Raw genomic sequence first — 19,987 nt, forward strand, 5'->3', positions numbered from 1 at the left:
CCCGCTAGGCCTGGCTTTTCTCATTGTTGCCTGATCGCTTCAGCCATTGGCAGAAGGCCAGAGCGTGCGGGTTCTGCGCGGCGTGCGGGGGCAGCATCCAGCAGACGTTTTTCAGGTCGATTTCAATCGTGGGAAATGGCGTGGCCAGCAGGCCACTGGCCAGCATGTCAGACAGTTGGTGCCGGTTACCCAGGGCCACGCCCATGCCTTGCACGGCGGCCTGCACCGCCAAGTGGGTATGGTCGAAGGTCAGGCTGTTGGCCGCTTGCAGCTCGGGTTCGCCGGCGGCCGCCGCCCAGTCTTGCCAGAACATGGGGGTGGAGCGGCTGAGCAGCAGTGTGTGTTTGCGCAGATCGCTGGGTTTGCGGATCGCCAGCTTGCCGGTCATCAACCGCGGGCTGCACAGCGGCGTCAGGGATTCGGGCAAGAAGGCCTCGATCTGTACACCGCGCCATTTATCCTTGCGCAGCAGCTCGGCGCGCTCGATGTCGTACATGCAGCGTATCGACACGTCATAGGCCGCCGGGTCGAACTCAAAGGCGTTGACGTTGGTGGACAACTGCACATCCACTTCGGGCATCTCGGCGCAGAACGCGGCCAGCCTGGGGATCAGCCACTGTGCCGACAGTGTGGCCATGGAATTCACCAACAAGGTGTTGCGCTGGGCTCGCCGTTCGATGCGGCCGGTGGCCTGGGCCATCAGGTCGAAGGCGCTGCTCAGGCTGGGCAAATAGGCCGCGCCCTCGGCCGTCAGTCCCAGGCCGCGGCCATTGCGCTGCACCAGGGCCACGCCCAGCCAGGCTTCCAGCGCCTTGATCTGGTGGCTGACCGCGCTTTGGGTAACGTGCAGCTCCTGCGCTGCCAGGGTCACGCTCTGCTGGCGTGCCGCCGCTTCGAAGGCCCGCAACATGTTCATGGAGGGCAGGCGGCGTTGCATGGGCGAGGTCTGTTTGGTATGAGTTGATTTCATGCTTTTGGCAAAATTCATCGATAGTCCCGTCCCATCAATGCCTCTAGCATACCCATGTATGCACAAAACCAAGTATGTAGATCAGCTCATTGCCTTGTGCTGCTGCACAGCACTGGCTTTGGCGCTGCGCGGCCGCACCACCGGCCAAAATGCCTTAACCTCCCAGCCTGGCTGCCGGACGCCGCCGTCCCAGCCGCCCCATTAGGAATTCCCTGTGACTCCCCAAACCGTTGTCTTTGACCTGGGCGCCGTGCTCTTGCACTGGAAGCCGATCGAATTGGCCATGCACCTCCTGCCCGCCCACGCGCCCAACCCGGCGGCTGCCGAGCAGCTGTGCGAACGCATCTTCCAGGGTCTGCACCCCGGTGCCACCTGGGCCGAATTCGACCGTGGCAGCGTAGCCGCCGAGCCGCTGGCGGCGCTGCTGTCGGCCCAGAGCGGGGTCGAGGCGGCCGAGCTGCTGCGCTTCATCCACGCCATCCCCGACCATCTGCACACCAAGGGCGACACCGCCGCGCTGCTGCCGCGCTTGCAGGCCCAGGGCCATAGGCTGGTGTATCTGTCGAACATGCCCAGCCCCTACGCCGACCGGCTGGTGGCCGAGCGCGACTTCTTCGAACACTTCGAAGACGGCATTTTTTCGGCCCGGGTCGGCCTGGTCAAACCCGAACCGGCGATCTATGCGCTGGCCGAACAGCAGTTCGGCCTGTCGCCCGCGCACACCGTGTTCATCGACGACAACGCGCACAACATCGTGACGGCCCGCGCCCGGGGCTGGCAGGCGGTGCAGTTTCTGGACGCGGCGCAATGCGAGCGCGACCTGACGGCGCTTGGCTGGTTGAATTGAAAGCGCGACATGGTTGACAGCAATACGAATGTAGCCCTGGTGTCTGGCGGGTTTGGCAGCGAACCCCGCTTTGGCCTGGCCTTGTCGCCTGCGATGCGAGTGTTTGCGGCCTTTTTCCTCTACTCGTTCGGCTTGGGCAGCATCTTCCCGCGGTTGGGTGAAATCCAGCGCGGCATGGGTGTAGGCGAGGGCGCGCTCGGCCTGGCGCTGATCGGCACGGCGGCCGGCACCCTGGTGTCGCTGACTTTTGCCAGCCGCCTGCTGGAGCGCATAGGCTACCGCCGCGCGCTGCTGGTGCTGACGCCGATGATCGCGGTGTTTTTTGCCATTGCCTCCTGGGCCTCCGGGCCGCTGATGCTGTTCCTCTGCCTGGTGCCCGCGGGCCTGTGCATAGGCGTGGTCGAGGTGGTGGTGAATGTGGAAGCCGACCGGGTCGAGCACCAGCTGGGTCGGCGCATCATGAACCGTGCGCACGCCTTCTGGAGCTTTGGCTTTTTTGCCGCGGGGCTGCTGGGTGCGGGCATATCGCAATTGGGCGTGAGCCCACAGCTGCACCTGGCCGGCATGGTGCCGGTGGTGCTGGTGGCCACGCTGCTGCTGCTGGGCCGCTTCAGCCCGGCGCCGCTGCGCGAGGCCGGAACTACCGAGCCGGAGGAAGCCCCGCATTTCGCCCGGCCCACCTGGGCCATCATGGCGCTGGTCTGCGTCACCTTGTCGGCCATGCTGCTGGAGGGCGCGGGCGCCGACTGGTCGGCCATCTACATGCGCGATGTGTTCGCGGCCGCGCCCTGGGTCTGTGGTCTCGCGGTGGCGGCGGGCGCGTTCACCCAGGCGGTGATGCGCTTTTTTGCCGATGGCCTGGTCGAACGTTTCAGCCCCGTGCTGTTTGCGCGCTGCCTGCTCAGCGTGCTGGGCTGCGGCGCGCTGCTGGTCACGCTGGCGCCTACGCCGGCTCTGGCGCTGCTGGGCCTGGGCCTGATGGGCGTGGGCACCAGCGGCATCTTTCCACTGGCCATGTCGGCCGCGGCGCAGCGCGTGGACCGGCCGGCGGCGGTCAACGTGGCGGCACTGGCGCAGATTTCCTTCGTGGTGTTTCTGCTCGGCCCACCGCTGCTGGGCCAGGTGGCCGAACACTTTGGCGTGCGCACCCTGTACGGCGTATGCCTGCCGTTCGTGCTGCTGAGCCTGCTGGCCGCGGGTTCGTTGGGCAAACGTACATGACGTTGGCGGCGTACGAACACAACGGCCGGCCGGTCGAGCGCGCGGCGTTCTACGCCATCGCCTGCGACCCGCGGCGCAGCATTGCGGTCGAGGCCTGCGCGGGCGCGGGCAAGACCTGGATGCTGGTGTCGCGCATATTGCGCGCGCTGCTGGAAGGCAGCCTCGCCACCGATGGCCATGGCGTGGCCGCGCATGAAATCCTGGCCATCACCTTCACCAAAAAAGCCGCGGGCGAGATGCGCCAGCGCCTGAACGAATGGCTGGTGGAATTCGCCCAGGCCGGGCCCGAGCAGCTGGCCGCCGAGCTGCAGGCACGCGGCGTGCCGCTGGCGCAGATCGCGGCCCAGTCCCCAGCACTCAAGCAGCTGTATCCCCAGCTGCTGGCCAGCGCCCGGCCGGTGCAGATCCGCACCTTCCACAGCTGGTTTGCCGCCTTGCTGCGTACCGCGCCGCTGGCCGTACTGCAAGACCTGGGCTTGCCGCCCAACTACAGCCTGCTGGAAGACGACGCCGAGGCGGTGCGCGAGGTCTGGCCGCGTTTTTACGCCACGGTGGTGGACAACCCCGACGCGCGCGCCGACTTCGAGGCCCTGGTGGCCGTCCATGGCCGCTTCCAGGCGCAAAAGGCGCTGGCCGCCGCCATAGGCAAGCGTGTCGAGTTCGCACTGGCCGACGCGCATGGCGTGGTCGATGCGTCGGTGCCGCCGTTTGGCGACCAGTTCCCGGCCTTCGCCGGCCTGGCCGCGCCGGAAGATTATTTGTGGACCCAGCGCGCGCTGCTGCAAGAGGCGGCGGCGAATCTGGGCCGGGCCAGCGCGCCCACCTTTTCCGCCAAGGGCGGCGAGCTGGAGCAGGCGATCACCGCCCAGCATGCTGCCGGCGTGGCCACGGCCTTGCTGACCGCCACCGGTTCGGCACGCAAGTTCAGCGAAAAGATCGTCGGCATCCAGACCATCCGCACGGCGCAAGAGCTGGTGTTGCAAGTCGCCCAGGCCCAGCTGCAGCACGCGGCCTGGAGCCACCAGCAGCGCATGGCGCGGCTGACCCGGGTGCTGATCGCCGAGCTGGCTGCCCTCAAATACGAGCGCGGCTGGGTCGACATGAACGACGTGGAGCGCGCGGCATCGGTGATGCTGTCCGACCCGGTGCTCAGCGGCTGGGTGCAGGAGCGGCTCGACGCCAAGGTCAAGCATTTGCTGATCGACGAATTCCAGGACACCAGTCCGCTGCAGTGGCAGGCACTGCACGCCTGGCTCAGCGGCTATGCGGGCTCGGGCGGTAGCGCGGGAAGTGCCTCTGGCGGTGCGCCCAGCGTGTTCATCGTGGGCGACCCCAAGCAGAGCATTTACCGCTTCCGCCGCGCCGAGCCCCAGGTGTTCCGCGCCGCCCAGGCCTTTGTGGTGGACGGGCTGGGCGGCGACCTGCTGAGCTGCGACCACACCCGGCGCAACGCGCCACCGGTGATGGCCGCCGTCAACGCCGTCATGTCGGCCGCGCAGGCGGCGGGCGCCTATGACGGCTTCCGCGACCACACCACGGAATCCACCGCCCAGGGCGCGCTGCGCTGCCTGCCGGCGATTCCGCGCGACGCCAACCAGGGCGCCAAGCTACCCGAAGACGGCGCCGAGCTGGCCTGGCGCGACAGCCTGGGCACGCCGCGCGAAGAACCCGAGGACACCTTGCGCAGTCTGGAATGCCGCCAGGCCGCCCAGTGGCTGGCGCTGCAATTGGCCGACGGCCTGCAGCCCAAAGACGTGATGGTGCTGGCCCGCAAGCGCGACCGCCTGAGCCAGATGCGCGACGCGCTGCGCAGCCTGCACATCCCCACCCAGCAGCCCGAAAAAGCCGACCTGGCCGACGCCCCCGAGGTGCAGGACATTGCTGCGCTGCTGGATGCGCTGGTCTCCACCCACCACGACCTGTCGCTGGCCCAGGCGCTGAAGTCGCCGCTGTTCGGCGTGGCCGATGCCGACCTGGTTCATCTGGCCCTGCTGCAGCGCGCGGCCCGCGCCGATGTGGACAACCCCAGCGACAGCAGCTGGTGGAGCTTGCTACACAATACAGAGCAGCTGCCGCCCGTCCTATCTGCGCTAGCGCCCGTTTTGATGCGATGGAAGGGCTGGCTTGATGTGCTGCCACCGCACGACGCGCTGGACGCGATCTATGCCGATGGCGACGTGCTGGCCCGCTTTGCCGCCGCTGCGCCGGCCGCCTTGCGCAGCGCGGTGCTGGCCAATCTGCGCGCGGTGCTGGGCACGGCGCTGCAGCTCAACGAAGGCCGCTTTGCCACTCCGTATGCGCTGGTGCGCGCGCTCAAGGCCGGCGGCGTCAAGGCCCCGGTCACCGGTGCCCCCGATGCCGTGCGCCTGCTCACCGTGCACGGCGCCAAGGGCCTGGAGGCCGCTCTGGTGCTGCTGCTGGACACCGATACCCCCTCGGCCAAGGCCGAGACCATGGGCGTGCTGGTCGATTGGCCGGGCGAGGCCGAGGCACCGGTGCGCCTGGTGTTCTTGGCCAGCGAATCGAACCCGCCGGCCTGCGTGGTCGACGTGCTGGCCATCGAGCAGGCCGCACGCCAGCGCGAAGAGCTGAACGGCCTGTACGTGGCCATGACCCGCGCGCGCAGCCAGCTGGTGATTTCGTCGGTGTTGCCGCACAAGGCTGTCGATGGATCGTGGTGGCAGCGCCTGCAACCCCTGGCCCAGCCTATCGATGTGGCCGGGCTGGACCAGGCCCAGCCGCTGGGCGATACCGCCGCCGATGCGCCGTTCAGCTTGCTGGTGCTGCCCGAGATCGGTTTGTTGGCCGCGCCGCCGCGTGTGCCGGCCGAGGCCGATGGCGCCGAGTCGCGTGTCGGCCAGGCCATGCACCGCCTGCTGGAATGGGTGCCGCTGGGGGGCGCCGCGCCGGACCCTCAGCACCTGCCGGCCGTGGTGCGCGAATTCGCGCTGGATGCCGAGCAGGCCCGCCAGGCCGCCGACATGGCTGCCGCCATCCTGGCCGGTGAGGGCGCCTGGGCCTGGAACCCGGAGGCCATAGACTGGCATGGCAACGAAGTCGCCCTGAGCTACCAGGGCCAGACGCAGCGCCTGGACCGGCTGGTGCGGCGCCGGGACACAGGCGCCTGGTGGGTGCTGGACTACAAGTCCGCCGCCACGCCGCAGCGCCAGCCGGGGCTGGTGCTGCAGTTGCGCAGCTACCGGGCCGCGCTGCAGACCCTGTATCCCGATGCCCCGGTGCAGGCGGCGTTTCTGACCGGTCAAGGTGCGCTGATAGCATTGGACTGACCGTTGCGGCAGGCCCCGCACATGGCACGCGATGTGCTCTCTGTGTTTCTTTTACTTTTTTGAAGTCCTCTATGAACATCCGCAAAAGTTGCCGCGTACTGGGTTTGGGCGCCGCATTGCTGCTGCTGGGCGCCACGGCGCAGGCACAGAACGCGCTGGACACGATACTGAAGAACAAAAAGGTCACTATCGCCGTGCCGCCGGACTACCCGCCGTATGGCTCCATGGGCAAGGACTTTCAGATCCAGGGCCTGGATGTGGACGTGGCCAACTACATCGGCGCCAAGCTGGGTGTGGCGGTCAATCTGGTGCCGGTGACCAGCGCCAACCGCATCGCTTACCTGGAAACCAAAAAGGCCGACGTGGTGATCGCCACCCTGGGCAAGAATCCCGAGCGCGAAAAGCAGATCGACTTTGCCGCGGCCTACTCGCCGTTCTTCCAGGCCATATTTGGCGCCAAGACCAGCCAGGTCAAAGGCTTTGCCGACCTGGCGGGCAAGACGATTGCCGTCACCAAGGGTTCGGTGGAAGATGCCGAACTGCGCAAGCTGGCCCCCCCGAGTGCGGACGTCCGCAGCTACGAGGACAACACCAAAACCGTGTCCGCCTACGTCAACGGCCAGGTGGATTTGATCGCCGTCGGTGCCTCCGTGGCGGGCAACATGATGCAGCAGCACCCCAAGGTCAGCACCGAATTCAAGCTGCTGCTGAAAGACAGCCCCAACTACATCGGGGTCGCCAAAGGGGAAGACAAGCTGCGGCTGGTGATCAACGGCATCATCGCCGACGCGCGCAAGAATGGGGATCTGGACAAGATGGCGGTGCGGTGGCTGGGGCGGCCTGTAGGTGATCTGCCTTAGGGATTTGGCGCGGGCCGAGAGTTGGGTCGGTTGCCTTGCGATTGCTCTTGTTTTTGAAGCTGTTGCAGCCGCCAACGCCGCTGGCCGGGTCTCGCCCCGGCAGGCGAGGTACTTCTTCTTTGCTTCGCCAAAAGAAAGTCACCAAAGAAAAGGCCCCCCACTGTCTGCGCCCTCTGCTGGCGCTACGGGAACCTGCGGTGCTCGCTTCAAGCGGGGTCCCGCTCGAACTCGCTGCGCTCAGACAGTCGCGGGCCCTTATCCACTTGAAACTGCGCTCCTCGGCGCATACAGAGGGGGACCCCGGGAGCGGGATCGGTGGCGCGCAGCGCCACATCGCGCCTAGGGCGCGAGCCCGGCTTGCCGGGCTGGATGTCCGCTCCCGTGTCCACGCCGTGTGGCGTCGGCGAGTAGCGCAGGGCTGGGCGGATCAGGGCCTGCGACTGTTTGAGGCCAAAGGCAGAGTTCGAGCGGGACCCCGCTCAGACCGAGCAACGCAGCGTACCGGCGTAGCCGGGCGACGACTTCGGCTCGCCTTTCTTTGGGTTACGGCTCGATGGCGAAGCAAAGAAAGGTGACTGCGCTGCCGGGCGCACACCCGGCCAGGGATATCAACAGCACATAGGCCAAGCCTCAATGGATATACGCCTCAAAACTCGCAAGCCGCAATTCACGGCGCAGAGCCTGCTGGCTTGAGGGCTGACCGGTCAACCACTGGCTGAAACGGACGAGCCACGAAGGGCGCCGCGGCTGTGCGGTCAGGTCCAGTTCGTAATGGGGGCGGTGGATATGGATAGGGCTGTGCATGGTGGCTCCTGATGGGTGGTTGAATGGCCGCCCCCTGCAGACTGCGCAGCGGGTGGGGCGGATAGGCAATGCTCGCCAGCCCGTGTTTCACGCGCACTGCGCGCAGGTTTCATTTGTTGCGTTGCGGCGCACGCAGTCCGGGGCGGAAGCGCCGCTATCCGAGATTCAAGCCTTTTAGGCCTCTGGCGCAGGCTCTACCAGCGCAGGTAGCTATGGAATGTGTAGCGATGGCCGCCGCAACAAACGAAACAAATCCAGCCACGCGCCGAAACCGGCGTGCAACACGCGGGCCGGATGCTTGGGGCTTCATCCAAGGAAACCCATGACCCCTGAACACATCTCCCTCGTGCGCAGCAGCTTTGCGCTGGTGCAGCCCATCGCCCCGCAGGCCGCCGCGCTGTTCTACGACAACCTGTTTGCCGCCGACCCGCAGCTGCGCCCGCTGTTCCACGGCAGCCTGGAACACCAGGGCGAGCGGCTGATGAAGATGATTAGCGGCGCCGTGGGCCTGCTGGACCGGCCGGATGCCTTGCTGCCGGTGCTTCGCAACTTGGGCGCGCGGCATGTAGGCTACGGCGTGCAGGACCGGCACTACGACACCGTGGGCGCGGCGCTGCTGAAGACCCTGGGCCAGGGGCTGGGCGAGGCCTTTACAGCGCAGACCCGCGATGCCTGGGCGGCGATGTATGGCGTGGTCAGCCGCACGATGCAAGAGGGCGCGCAGACACCGCCGGTGCTAGAACGGCTGGCCGTGGTCGCCTAAGTCTTTTCCATCAGCGCCGCCACCCTGGCCAGCAGGTTGTCGCGGGTAAACGGCTTGTCCAGCGCGTCGCAGCGCGTGCTGCGAAGAAAGGCGCGCGCATCGGGCGACAAGGTGTCGCCGGTGACGAACAGCATGGCCCGCGCCAGCCGCGGGTGCTGGGTCGACACCGCGCGCCACAGGCCGGCGCCGTCCATGTCGGGCATGCGCAGGTCCGAGACGATGGCGTCGAAGCGCACCATGTCCAGCATCTCCAGGGCCACGGCGCCGGACTCGGCGGTGGCCACCTCGTAGCCCGCGCTTTCAAGAAAATAGCGTATCAGCTTGACCAGCTCGGCCTCGTCATCGACCACCAGCACGCGCCGCTGGGGCGCGGCCGGCGGCTCGGGCAGCGGCGCTGGCGCACTGTCTGTAGGAGCCTCGGCCTGGCCGCTGATCGGCAGGCTCAGGCGGAAGCTGGCACCGCCTTCGGCCGGCGTGGGCTCCAGCGCCAGGTCGCCGCCGTGGTCGCGCGCCAGGCTGCGCGATACCGCCAGACCCATGCCCGTGCCTATGCCCTCGGCCTTGGTGGTGAAGAAGGGTTCGAAGACCCGGTCCCGCTCCAGCGCCGGCACGCCGGGGCCGTTGTCGGCCACACGCAGCCAGACGCGCGGTTCGCGGTGGCTGCGCCGCGGCTCCAGCCCGGTCTGCACCAGCACCCGGCGCGCGCCCTGGGCGCTAGCCAGCGCTTGCTGGGCGTTGACCAGCAGGTTCATGACCACCTGGCCGATCTGGTCGCCGTCCACGTTGGCTTCGGGCAGGCCGTCGGCCAGCGCCAGCTCCAGGCTGATGCCGTGGCTGCGGTAGCCGTACTTCAGCATGTCGGTGGCGGCGCGCACCATGTCGTTCAGGTCCACCGGGCCGCGCAGCGCCGGCCGGCTGCGCGCCATGTTCAGAAAGGTGCGGACGATGCGGCCGCAGCGTTCGGCGGCTTCGCGGATGCGCTGGGCGTCGGCCTGCAGCGCGGGCAGGTCGGCGCATTTTTCTTCCAGCAGGCTGGCCCGGCCCATGACGATGGCCAGCGGGTTGTTCAGCTCATGCGCCACGCCGGCCAGCAGGCTGCCCATGGCGGACAGCTTTTCGCTCTGCCGCAAGGCCTCGCGCTGGCGCTCGATCTGCGCCGCGGCGTTGTGCCGCTCGGACAGGTCGGCGATGGACGCGGTGTAGAAGCTGCTGCCCTCGGCATCGGTGCGCCAGAGCACCATTTCCATCGGGAATTCGCTGCCATCGGCGCGCACCGCGTGCATCTCCAGCCGCTTGCCCAGCACACGCGCGGGCTGGCCGGTCTGCATGCGCTGCATGCCGGCCTGGTGGGCGGCGCGAAAGCGCGGGGGAATCATCACTTCGCTGACTGGCCGGCCCAGCACCTGGGCCCGGCTGTGGCCGAACATGGCCTCGGCCGCGGGGTTGAATTCGACGATCTGCCCCAGTGCGTCGGTCGATATGAGGGCCGCCAGCGCGTGGTCGACGATGGCCGACTTCAGTGCTTCCACGGTATGCAGCTGGGCCAGCTGTTCGGACAGCTCTTGCTCGTGCTGCTTGAGCGCGCTGTGGTCCAGGCCAAAGCTGGCCACCAGCTGCACCGGCCCGCCATCGGGGGAATAGGGCAATAGGGTTTCGACCAGGTAGCGCCGGCCCCGGCCAGGCAGGTCCACCCAGCCTTCGCTGCGCAGCGATTCGCCCTGGAACGCGCGCTCGGCCAGCGGCAGGTAGGCGGCATACGCGGCCTGGCCCAACACCTCGGCGATGGAGCGGCCCAGCACCTGGTCGGCGCTGCGGCCCAGAAAGTCCAGCAGCGCGCGGTTGGCGTAGACGTAGCAATGGGCTCGGTCCAGTACGCCCAACTGGGCGGTGCTGTGGTCCAGCAGCAGGCTGCTGAGCTGCGGGTCAAGTGGGTGCATGGCGCTCAGGCCGTGGGCACGAAAACGTAGCCGACGTTGCGCACGGTCTTGATCAGCTCGGGCTTGTCGGGGTTGCGCTCGATCTTGCGGCGCAGCCGCATGATGCGCAGGTCGATCGAGCGGTCGAACACATCCCAGCCGCGGTTGTGCGCCTGTTCCATGATCTGGTTGCGGTCCAGCGGGCGGTGCGGGTGGCGGGCGAACAGCGCCAGCAGGTCGAATTCGGCGGCGCTGATTTCGATGTCGGCACCCGCGGCGTTCAGCAGGCGGCGCTGGTCCAGGTCCAGCAGGCAGTCGCCAAAGGCCACGCGCCGGGTGGTGGGGCTGCTGTCCAGCGGCGCCGGGGCGGACACGCTTGCGGCGGCGATGGCGGCGGCCGTGACCTCGGCGCGGCGCAGCACGGCGCGTATCCGGGCCAGCAGCTCGCGCATGTCGAAGGGTTTGGGCACGTAGTCGTCGGCGCCCAGCTCCAGCCCGACGATGCGGTCTACCGCGTCGACCGCGGTGGTCAGCATCACCAGGCCCATGCGCGGATGGTTGTCGCGCAGCCAGCGCGCCAGCGACAAGCCGTTTTCGCCGGGCATGTGGATATCGAGCAGGGCCAGCGCCGGCACCTGTTCGGCCACCAGGGCGCGGGCGGCGGCGGCATCGGGCGCGGTGCGCACCTGGAAGCCGTGCCGGCCCAGGTACTCGGCCAGCAGCGTGCACAGCTCGGGTTCGTCGTCGACGACCAGCACCGCAGGGCTGGCGTTACCAGGAGTCTGAGGAGTCTGGGTCATCATGGTGGATGGGAGGAGGGCCGTGGTCGGTAGTCCAGTGTAACGAGCGAGGCCGGCAAACCCGGCATTTGCGGGCTGTTGCCGCGCGCGTGGTGAAATCGGGGCATCAATCATGAAAGATGCAATGCAAAAAGAAGTAAAGCCCACGGGCAAGACCGCACTGGTGATCGGCGGTGGCCCTGCAGGCTTGATGGCGGCCGAGGTGCTGGCCCAGGCCGGCGTGGCGGTGCAGCTGTTCGACGCCATGCCCTCGGTGGGCCGCAAGTTTTTACTGGCCGGCAAGGGTGGGCTGAACCTGACCCATTCGGAGCCGGCCGAGTTGTTCGCCACCCGCTTCGGCACGCGGCAAGCGCAAGTCGGCCCCTGGCTGCAGGATTTGGGCGCGGCCCAGCTGCGCGACTGGGCCAAGGAATTGGGTGTGGACACCTTTGTTGGCAGCTCGGGCCGGGTGTTCCCTACCGATATGAAATCGGCGCCACTGCTGCGCGCCTGGCTGCACCGCCTGCGCGTGGCCGGCGTGCAGTTCCATATGCGGCACCGCTGGGTCGGGCTGGAGGCGAATACCTGGCGCTTCGACACGCCCAAGGGCCCGGTGCAGGCCACGGCCGATGCGGTGGTGCTGGCGCTGGGTGGCGGCAGCTGGGCTAGGTTGGGGTCGGACGGCGCCTGGGTGCCTTTGCTACAAGCAGCGGGCGTGCCGGTTGTGCCGCTGCTGCCAGCGAACTGCGGCTTTGACGTGGCGGGCTGGACCGAGCATTTCAGCAGCCGCTTTGCCGGCCAACCGTTCAAGACCGTGGCCTTGTCGTTCACCAATGCGGCCGGCGAGAGCTTCCGCCGCCAGGGCGAGTTCGTCGCCACCGCCAGCGGCATCGAAGGCAGCCTGGTCTACGCCGCATCGGCCCTGGTGCGCGACGAGATCGCCTTGAACGGCAGCGCCACGGTGTATCTGGACCTGCTGCCAGCCTTGTCGGCCGAGCGCGTGCTGGCCGAGGTCGCGCACCCGCGCGGCACGCGTTCGCTGTCCAGCCACCTGAAAAGCCGGCTCGGCCTGGAAGGCATCAAGGCCGGTATCCTGCACGAGCTGCTGGACAAGGCCAGCTTCCAGAACCCTGCGGCTTTGGCTGCGGCGATCAAGTCGCTGCCGATCCGCCTGGTTGCCACCCGGCCTATCGACGAAGCCATCAGCAGCGCCGGCGGCGTGGCCTTCGAGGCCTTGAATGCCGACCTGATGCTCGAGCCCTTGCCCGGCGTGTTCGCCGCCGGCGAGATGCTGGACTGGGAGGCCCCCACCGGCGGCTACCTGCTGACCGCCAGCATGGCCAGCGGCCAGCGCGCAGGGCAGGGCGTTTTAAGGTTTTTAGGGCTGTAGCGCAGGTAGCGTCTGCGCGAGCAGCTATTTAAAAGATAGCGTTACGCCCTGCGCTTGAACAGCGCCGAGGCAGCGCTGGCGTGGGCCACCTCGTCGGCGGTGCTCAGCAAGGTGGGGCCTAGCGCCTCCATGCGTTTTTCGGTCAGGCGCACCAATGGCCCAGCGATGGTGATGACGCCCAGCACCACATTGTTGTGGCCGCGCAAGGGCGCGGCCATGGCGGTCATGGCGGGGGCGAAAACCTCGTTGATCATGCTGAAGCCACGGGCCCGCGCGTTGTGCAGAAACGGCAGCAGCGCTTTGGCATTCTTCGGCGCATTCGGCCCGAAGTCCTCGGGCTTGCCAAAGCCTTGTTGGTTGACCCGCTGCAGCGCCTCTTTGTCGTCCATGGTGGACAGCCAGGCGTGGCCGGCCGCGCTGCACGACAGGTTGACCGACAGCCCCATGTCCGGGTCGTAGCGCAGGCCCTTGGTCGCGCCCTGGGCCTTGGCCACGAAGGTCAGTTCGTCGCCATCGACCACGGCCAGGCGCACCAGTTCGCCGGACTCGGCGGCCAGCCGGTCCAGCAGCGGCTGGGCTACGTCGACGATGCCGCTGTTGCTGAGGAAGCGCAGGCCCAGCGACACCAGCTTGATGTTCAGCACATAGACGCTGTGGCTTTGCTCCTGGCGCACATAGCCACAGCGGATCAGCTCGGTGAGCAGGCGGTGGGTGGCGCTCAAGGGCATGGCCAGCTCCTGCGCCATGGCCGACAAGGCCGTGCCTTCGGGGTGGTCGGCCAGATGCTCCAGCACTTTGAAGCTGCGTTCGAGGATTCCGCTCATGTCATCTACCTGGTGTGCTGTGGTCGTAGTTTTCGGCGCGGTGGGCCGCTGTGTTTGCGCCGAGTGTGCAACAGAAATGGGCAGGCTTTTGCCGTGCCAATCGGGTTTTTGAAAAAGTGGAAAACATTTCCACAAATTGCTATGATGGCGCCGAAACCAAGGTGCCAGACACGCCACACGGCATAAAGAGCACTCCCCATCCGATTGGAGACAAACTTGAAAACACTGATCCGTTCACTGGCTGTGGCCGGCCTGGCTATGGTTGTGGGCACCGCAGCCCAGGCCCAGGATGCACCGGAACGCACCATCCGCTTCGGCCATTTGAATAACGCCGACCACCCGGTGAGTTTTGGCGTGAAGCGCTTCGCTGAGCTGCTGGCCGCCAAGAGCGGCGGCAAGCTCAAGGTGCAGGAATACCCGGCCTCCCAGCTGGGCAACGAGCTGCAGCAGCAGTCGGCACTGCAGGGCGGCATCCAGCAGATGTCGGCGCCGGCCACCACTTCGCTGGCCGGCATCGTCAAGGAATTCGGCCTGGTGGACTTTCCGTTTGCCGTCAGCACTTTCGCCCAGGCAGACCGGCTGCTCGATGGTCCGCTGGGCCAGACTTTGCTCGCCAAACTGCCCGAGAAGGGGCTGGTCGCGCTGGGCTACTGGGACCTGGGCTTTCGCAACGTGACCAATAGCCGGCGCCCGATCACCAAGGCCGAAGACCTGGATGGCCTGAAGATCCGGGTGATCCCGAACCCAGTGTTCCTGGAGACCTTCCGCACCTTCAAGGCCAACCCCGTGCCCATGCCGTTCGCCGAGCTGTATGGCGCGCTGGAGGCCAAGGCGGTGGACGGCCAGGAGAACCCGTATGCGGTGATTCTGTCGAACAAGCTATTTGAAGTGCAGAAGTTCGTAAGCGCCACCAACCATGTCTACGCGGCCAATATCGTGCTGGTCAGCAAGAAGTTCTGGGACCAGCTGAGCCCCGCCGAGCAAAAGATGATGCACGAGGCCGCCGACGAGTCGCGCACCTACCAGCGCCAGGTGAGCCGCGCCGCGGCCCAGAAGGCGGTGGGCGAGTTGCAGGCCAAGGGCATGCAGTTCAACGAGCTTGCCGCGCTTGAAGTGGCACGCATGCGCCAGCTGGTCAAGCCGGTGCTGGAGCGCTTCGCTGCCAGCTACGACCCGGCCACAGTCAAGCTCTACAACGACGAGCTGGCCCGCATCCTCAAATAAGCCCCTGGGCGCAAGACACACCATGAAAATCCTCGTTCTACACGGCCCCAACCTGAACCTGTTCGGGCGCCGCGAGCCGCATATCTACGGCACCACCACACTGACGCAGATCAATGCGCGCCTGGAAAGCCTGGCGCTCGAGCTGGGCGTGACGCTGGACATACTGCAGTCCAACCACGAAGGCGATTTGATCGACTTCCTGCACAAGAACATCGACACCGCGCAAGGCGCCCTGGTCAACCCTGCGGGCTTGACCCAGCACGGCGTGCCGCTGCACGACGCGATCAAGGCCATGCCGTTTCCGACGATTGAAGTGCATATGTCCAACATCGCCGCGCGTGAAACTTGGCGCGCGCATTCCATCATTTCACCGGCCGTCAAAGGCACGGTGCAAGGCCTGGGGCCGATCTCCTACCTGGCCGCCTTGCGCGCGCTGGTGGAGTTGCAGCAGCCTGCACCGGGCTGATCCGCCTGCCCATTCCCCCATCCGACCAGTCAACCTGGCCGGGTGTGCCGCGGCCCAGAACAGGCTGCGGCAGCAGTTTCAGCATCTTCACCCCTAGCACCGCGTATCCCCCACAAGGAGACACCACGACCAAAAATGTACGGACTAGTTTGTTTTAAGTAAGCGACAGCACAAGAACTTTATCCACCACCCAGAGGACGACATGACAGACACACGCCAAATGGACCCCGCGTTCCCACTCCCACTCCAGCCGGTAGCGACCGACAGTTTGCTTACCGGCAAGATTTCGCGCCGCATGTTTGCGCAGCTGCTGGGGCTGCCCAGCCTGATGGCTTCCACGGTGGCGCTGTCGGGCTGTGGCGGCGGCGACTCCGCGACCGACGCCGGCACCGAGGTGTTGACGCGTGCCGCCTTTGTGGCCTCGATTTCCGACTACTTCGACTGGGTGCATTCCTCCGAATACGTAGACCCGTACAAGGCGGTGCAGCCCACCTTTGTGGACGTGGTGTTCGGCGCCACCCGGTATGCCAAGCAGATCGAGACCGCCCTCGAAGAGGCCATCATCAGCAACGTCGGCGGGCGCTTTTACCCCGACAAGCTGGTGACCCGCGAGGACGTGGCCGACATCTATGTGAAGGCCTTCAAGATCCCGGCCGCGGCCGGCAATGCCCTGGCCGGTTTTAGCGATGCCGGCAGCATCAGCGCCAGCAAGCGCGCCAGCGTCAATGCCATCGTGGCGGCAGGCTTTATGCAAGGCAGCAGCGCCAGCCTGTTTGCGCCGGCCGGCACCATCACCTTGAACGACGCCAAGGCGATCCTGGCCAATATCACTGCCGGCTTGGTAGCTCCGCCGCAGGTGATGTGCAAGGCCGGCACCACGGCGCCACGGCGCTATGTGCGCATCTCCACGCCGACCGCCGGCGCCACCATTTACTACACCGTGACCTTTGACGGCAGCGAGCCGGCCGACCCGACCACCGCCGGCGCGGTATATGACTTCACCGCCGACGGCGTGCTGCAGTTCGTCAACCCCCTGAGCTCGACCACCGATTCGCGCCTGTACCGGCTGAAGACCGTGGCCAAGAAAAACGGCCTGGCGGTCAGCGCGGTGCGCGAATTCGTCTGGAACATCGTGCGTCCGCAGGTCGGCAGCTTCCAGGCCAAGCTGATGCATGCGGGCACCAGTACCTCGCCCACGGTGTGGAAGATCAACAACCCGGCCGAGTATTTCCAGGCCTTCGTTTTCTACATCGAAGGCTCGACGCGCGGCCTGGTGTTCGACGCCGGCGAATACGGCTACCAGAAAGCCAACCTCAAGACCTTCATCGACACCCTGGCCACCAAGCCCTATGACGTGATCGTCGGCCACAACCACCCGGACCACTCTGAGCAGATCTACAACTTCACCTCGGCCGGCGTCACCTTGTATGCGTCGGCCATCGAAAAAGCCGCCTTCATGGCCTCTAGCCGCAGCGACTTCCAATCGGCCGGCACGGCGGCGGTGGCCATTGCCGACGGCCAGGTGCTGAACCTCGGCAATGTGCAGGCCACAGCTTATGTGCAGCCCGGCCACACCAATGGCACGGTGACCTGCATCGTCAACCAGACCGGCTGGGTGTTCGGCTCTGACATGTGGGGCTGCAACCGCGCCTACACCGCCGACACCACCCAGTACCAGAGCGTCAAGGTGGATCTGTTCCTGTCGCTGGTGCAGCAGCTGGTGGTCAACTACCAGAAGAGCAGCACCACCGGCGAGATCGTCGAGGTCACCAATGCGCACCAGGAAGCCTCGGTGGGCATGGAATGCGTGAACAACTTCGTCAAGTGCTTCCAGCAGCTGATCGACGAGGGCAATGCCGTGGCCAAACCGTCGATACGCGGCGGTACCAAGACGGGGGACCGCATGAGCATCATCGGCGACATGTGGCGCGACAAGAACTGGATGGCCATCGGCCCGATCGGCAAGTATGCGGCAGCGGTCGACTACCTGACCAAGCCCACCAGCGCCTACCCCTGCGCGGCCAGCATCGACTACAACGCCGCCGATGGCTACAAGAAGTATGCGGTGCTCAGCAATATCGAGATCAGCGGTGGCACGCTGGTCGGCGTCGATGTCTACTGGGCGGCAGCCGCCAACGGCGTGGCCAACAAGTTGCCGAACAAGTTCGACCCCTGGACCACCGGCTACACCATCAACGTGCCCACCGGCACCACCAGCATCGTGCTCAAGCCCACCGCCATGTCGAACAAGATCAGTTCGATGAAGGTGAATGGCACGGCGCTGGCGCAGGGGGCCAGCACCACGGTGGCGGTCGCGGCGGGCAGCAGCATCAAGGTCGACGTGGTGTCGCCAGACGGCAGCGTGACCAGCAGCTACACCTTCACTGTCGCGGTGGTGTGATGTGAGCTGATCCGTTGCGACCCGCTGCGGCAGTGGGTCGCAACGGGCAGGGTGGCTACAAGGCCTGCAGCTGCGAGTCGCGCTCGATGCGGCGTGCGCGCTTGACTTCGTACATGGCGGCATCGGCCTGGGTCAGGGCTTTTTCGGCGCTGGTCGCATGCGGGTCGACCAGCACCACGCCGACGCTGGCGCCGCCGCAGTCGATCTCCACGCCGCCCAGCTGCAGCCGGGTGGTGCATTGCTGTGTCATGCGTTCCTGCAGTTGGCGCACAGTGTTTTTGTTGCTCCGGTCGCCCAGGCTGGGGCCGCGGCCCACATAGACGAATTCGTCGCCGCCGAAGCGTGCAAGCACATCGCCGGCGCGCAGGTTGTTCGACATGCTCTGCGCCATGGCTACCAGAAACTGGTCGCCCACGTCGTGGCCATGGGTGTCGTTGATCTCTTTAAAGCCGTCGAAATCAATGAAGCTCACCAGCACCCCGGTGCCATCGCGCTGCGCGCGCGCCAGGGTGCGGCCCAGTTCGGCGATCAGCGAGCGCCGGTTCGGCAGACCGGTCAGCGCGTCGGTCAGGGCATACGAGGCCAGTTCGATATTGGCCTTGCCCAACTGGTCGAGCAGCCGTTCCCGGTCGATGTGCTGGGCGATCAGGCGGGCGAACAACCGCAGCACATGTTCGGCATTGGGCGCCATCGGCTGCTGGCTGGAGCTGGCGGCGCACAGCGTGCCGTACAGGCCGCCGTCGTCCATGGTCACCGGCACGCTCACATACGTCTGTATGCCCAGTGCCCGTGCGGCTTCCGAATCGCCCCAGCAGCCGGCTACGTCATCGGTAAAGAAGCGCTTTTCGTCCATCGCGCGCTTGCACAAGGTGTCGTTCCAGGGCACGCTGATGCCTTCGGGAATCACCAACTGCTGGGAGTTGCGGGCGAACAGCACGTGCTGCAGGCCTTTGTCGAGGTCAATCGTGGTCAGGTAGGTCGACTCCATGCCGGTGACCGATTCCAGCATTTCCAGCAGTGGGCGTGTCAGCTCCTCCAGTGTCCTGGCCGAGGACATGGACTGTGAGAGTCGGTGAAGCAAGAAATCCATGGAAACATCCCCAATATTGGGGATATTTTCCGTCATATACCCTCGCTATGGTGTAGGCATATCTCTGTAGATTGTAATGATTGTGGTAAGCAAAAATTACCGAATCCATCGGGGCGAAATGGGGCTGTTTGGGTTTCTAGCCCTTGTAAATGCTGCGCAGGAAGCTATATAAATAGTAGCAATCTGCTTATTTGGCGTGGCCGGATGGCTCGACGATCACCAGCGCAATGCCGCAGACCAGCAGGCCGGCGCCAGCCCAGAAGGCGGCGGCCGGGGTTTCGTTGAAGAAGACGTAGCCCAGGGTCGGGCTGAACAGCAGCAGCGAGAAGCTGCCGGCCTCCACCGCCGAGGCGTCGCCCGAGCGGTAGGCGTAAAAATAGGCCAGGTAAATGCCGGAGGCCGACAGGCCGATCACCGGCAGCAGCGGCCACAGGTCCATGGGCACGCTGGGCAGGGCGAAGCCGCTGAGCACGCCAAAGCACAGCCAACAGGCGGTCTGGCTCCAGGTCAGCACCGCCATCGGGTGTTCGTGGCTCGAGTATTTCTTCAGCACCACGCCCAGCATGGCCTCCATCAGTGCGCCAAACAAGGCCACCAGGGCCGCCGACTGGAAGGCGGCCGAGCCGGGTTGCACGATGGCCAGCACGCCGCCAAAGCCCACGGCCACACCCAGCCAGCGCAGCCAGTGCGGCTGCTCGCCTAGCAGCCAGACGCCCAGCGGCAGCATGAACAGCGATCCGGTCATCAGGTAGGCGCTGGCTTCGGCCAGCGGCAGGTGCGACACCGCCCAGGCCGCGCAGGCAGCCGAGGTGACGATGAAGCCGGCACGCAGCAGGTGCATGCGCGGGTTGCGGGTTTGGATGACGCGGCCGCGGGTCCAGGCGACGATGGGCGCCACCATCAGCAGCACCACCGTGGCCTGCAGAAACAGCACCTGTTTGGGCGTGATGCCGGTGGCCATCAACTGTTTGTTACACGCATCGAGTACCGACCAGCAGAGCATGGCCAGCATCACAAACAGCACGCCGCGGGTATTGCCGGCCAGCGCACGCCAGCGGCCTTGGAGTCTTGGGAACATGGATTTATATGAAATTTAAGCAGTTGGCGCTGATTGCAACTGCACGGGTAGCTATCTAATGTATAGC

The 19,987-nt window shown here is 66.1% G+C and carries 16 protein-coding genes; 9 read left to right on the forward strand and 7 right to left on the reverse strand.

The annotated features are described in order from the left end of the window. Positions 1-4: 4 nt before the first annotated feature. On the reverse strand, positions 5-937 hold the full coding sequence (locus tag J2X19_RS14000; protein WP_310373999.1) for a LysR substrate-binding domain-containing protein: 933 nt from the start codon (positions 935-937) through the stop codon (positions 5-7). 247 nt (positions 938-1,184) lie between these two features. On the opposite strand from J2X19_RS14000, the gene J2X19_RS14005 reads away from it, so the two are divergent. The 4 genes from J2X19_RS14005 to J2X19_RS14020 all read left to right on the forward strand — a co-directional run bounded on the left by J2X19_RS14005 (position 1,185) and on the right by J2X19_RS14020 (position 7,185). After that, complete coding sequence (locus tag J2X19_RS14005; RefSeq protein WP_116606397.1) at positions 1,185-1,817, forward strand: HAD family hydrolase; 633 nt, start codon at positions 1,185-1,187, stop codon at positions 1,815-1,817. A gap of 9 nt (positions 1,818-1,826) precedes the next feature. Continuing rightward, on the forward strand, positions 1,827-3,038 hold the full coding sequence (locus J2X19_RS14010; RefSeq protein WP_310374002.1) for an MFS transporter: 1,212 nt from the start codon (positions 1,827-1,829) through the stop codon (positions 3,036-3,038). Further along, the gene (locus tag J2X19_RS14015; RefSeq protein WP_310374004.1) at positions 3,035-6,325 is read left to right on the forward strand and encodes a UvrD-helicase domain-containing protein; all 3,291 of its coding nucleotides are present in this window, start codon (positions 3,035-3,037) and stop codon (positions 6,323-6,325) included. Before J2X19_RS14010 ends, J2X19_RS14015 begins: the two co-directional genes overlap by 4 nt. 71 nt (positions 6,326-6,396) lie before the next feature. Continuing rightward, positions 6,397-7,185 (forward strand): transporter substrate-binding domain-containing protein, encoded by a 789-nt coding sequence (locus J2X19_RS14020; protein WP_310374006.1) that lies wholly within the window; start codon positions 6,397-6,399, stop codon positions 7,183-7,185. 630 nt (positions 7,186-7,815) lie between these two features. Here J2X19_RS14020 and J2X19_RS14025 read toward each other — a convergent pair. Continuing rightward, positions 7,816-7,989 carry a hypothetical protein gene (locus J2X19_RS14025; protein ID WP_310374008.1) on the reverse strand — a complete coding sequence of 58 codons (174 nt, stop codon included), beginning with the start codon at positions 7,987-7,989 and terminating at the stop codon, positions 7,816-7,818. A 322-nt stretch (positions 7,990-8,311) separates the two neighbouring features. On the opposite strand from J2X19_RS14025, the gene J2X19_RS14030 reads away from it, so the two are divergent. Next, positions 8,312-8,752 (forward strand): globin family protein, encoded by a 441-nt coding sequence (locus J2X19_RS14030; RefSeq protein ID WP_310374010.1) that lies wholly within the window; start codon positions 8,312-8,314, stop codon positions 8,750-8,752. Here the strand turns inward: J2X19_RS14030 and J2X19_RS14035 are convergent. Together J2X19_RS14035 and J2X19_RS14040 are read right to left on the reverse strand one after the other, a co-directional pair. Continuing rightward, positions 8,749-10,689, reverse strand: a complete 1,941-nt coding sequence (locus tag J2X19_RS14035; RefSeq protein ID WP_310374012.1) for a hybrid sensor histidine kinase/response regulator — start codon at positions 10,687-10,689, stop codon at positions 8,749-8,751. The genes J2X19_RS14030 and J2X19_RS14035 overlap by 4 nt on opposite strands. Before the next feature lie 5 nt (positions 10,690-10,694). Then, complete coding sequence (locus J2X19_RS14040; RefSeq protein WP_310374014.1) at positions 10,695-11,468, reverse strand: response regulator; 774 nt, start codon at positions 11,466-11,468, stop codon at positions 10,695-10,697. A 124-nt stretch (positions 11,469-11,592) separates the two neighbouring features. On the opposite strand from J2X19_RS14040, the gene J2X19_RS14045 reads away from it, so the two are divergent. Continuing rightward, entirely contained in the window at positions 11,593-12,837 is a 1,245-nt protein-coding gene (locus tag J2X19_RS14045) for a TIGR03862 family flavoprotein (protein ID WP_310374016.1), read from the forward strand. 41 nt (positions 12,838-12,878) lie between these two features. Here J2X19_RS14045 and J2X19_RS14050 read toward each other — a convergent pair whose 3' ends face one another. Beyond that, positions 12,879-13,661 (reverse strand): IclR family transcriptional regulator, encoded by a 783-nt coding sequence (locus J2X19_RS14050; protein ID WP_310374018.1) that lies wholly within the window; start codon positions 13,659-13,661, stop codon positions 12,879-12,881. Between the two features lie 216 nt (positions 13,662-13,877). Here J2X19_RS14050 and J2X19_RS14055 point away from each other — a divergent pair, with 216 nt between their 5' ends. The 3 genes from J2X19_RS14055 to J2X19_RS14065 all read left to right on the forward strand — a co-directional run bounded on the left by J2X19_RS14055 (position 13,878) and on the right by J2X19_RS14065 (position 17,752). Beyond that, positions 13,878-14,885 (forward strand): TRAP transporter substrate-binding protein, encoded by a 1,008-nt coding sequence (locus J2X19_RS14055; RefSeq protein ID WP_310374021.1) that lies wholly within the window; start codon positions 13,878-13,880, stop codon positions 14,883-14,885. Between the two features lie 22 nt (positions 14,886-14,907). Next, positions 14,908-15,351, forward strand: coding sequence for a type II 3-dehydroquinate dehydratase (locus J2X19_RS14060; RefSeq protein WP_310374023.1), 444 nt, complete (start codon positions 14,908-14,910; stop codon positions 15,349-15,351). A gap of 202 nt (positions 15,352-15,553) precedes the next feature. Beyond that, on the forward strand, positions 15,554-17,752 hold the full coding sequence (locus J2X19_RS14065) for a cadherin-like beta sandwich domain-containing protein (protein ID WP_310374024.1): 2,199 nt from the start codon (positions 15,554-15,556) through the stop codon (positions 17,750-17,752). Between the two features lie 55 nt (positions 17,753-17,807). On the opposite strand, the gene J2X19_RS14070 is transcribed toward J2X19_RS14065, so the two are convergent. Next, positions 17,808-18,842 carry a sensor domain-containing diguanylate cyclase gene (locus J2X19_RS14070; protein WP_310374026.1) on the reverse strand — a complete coding sequence of 345 codons (1,035 nt, stop codon included), beginning with the start codon at positions 18,840-18,842 and terminating at the stop codon, positions 17,808-17,810. Between the two features lie 187 nt (positions 18,843-19,029). Then, positions 19,030-19,920, reverse strand: coding sequence for a DMT family transporter (locus J2X19_RS14075; protein WP_310374029.1), 891 nt, complete (start codon positions 19,918-19,920; stop codon positions 19,030-19,032). Positions 19,921-19,987: the final 67 nt, after the last annotated feature.

It is taken from the genome of Rhodoferax ferrireducens, assembly GCF_031458075.1.
Taxonomy (GTDB): domain Bacteria; phylum Pseudomonadota; class Gammaproteobacteria; order Burkholderiales; family Burkholderiaceae_C; genus Rhodoferax_B; species Rhodoferax_B ferrireducens_A.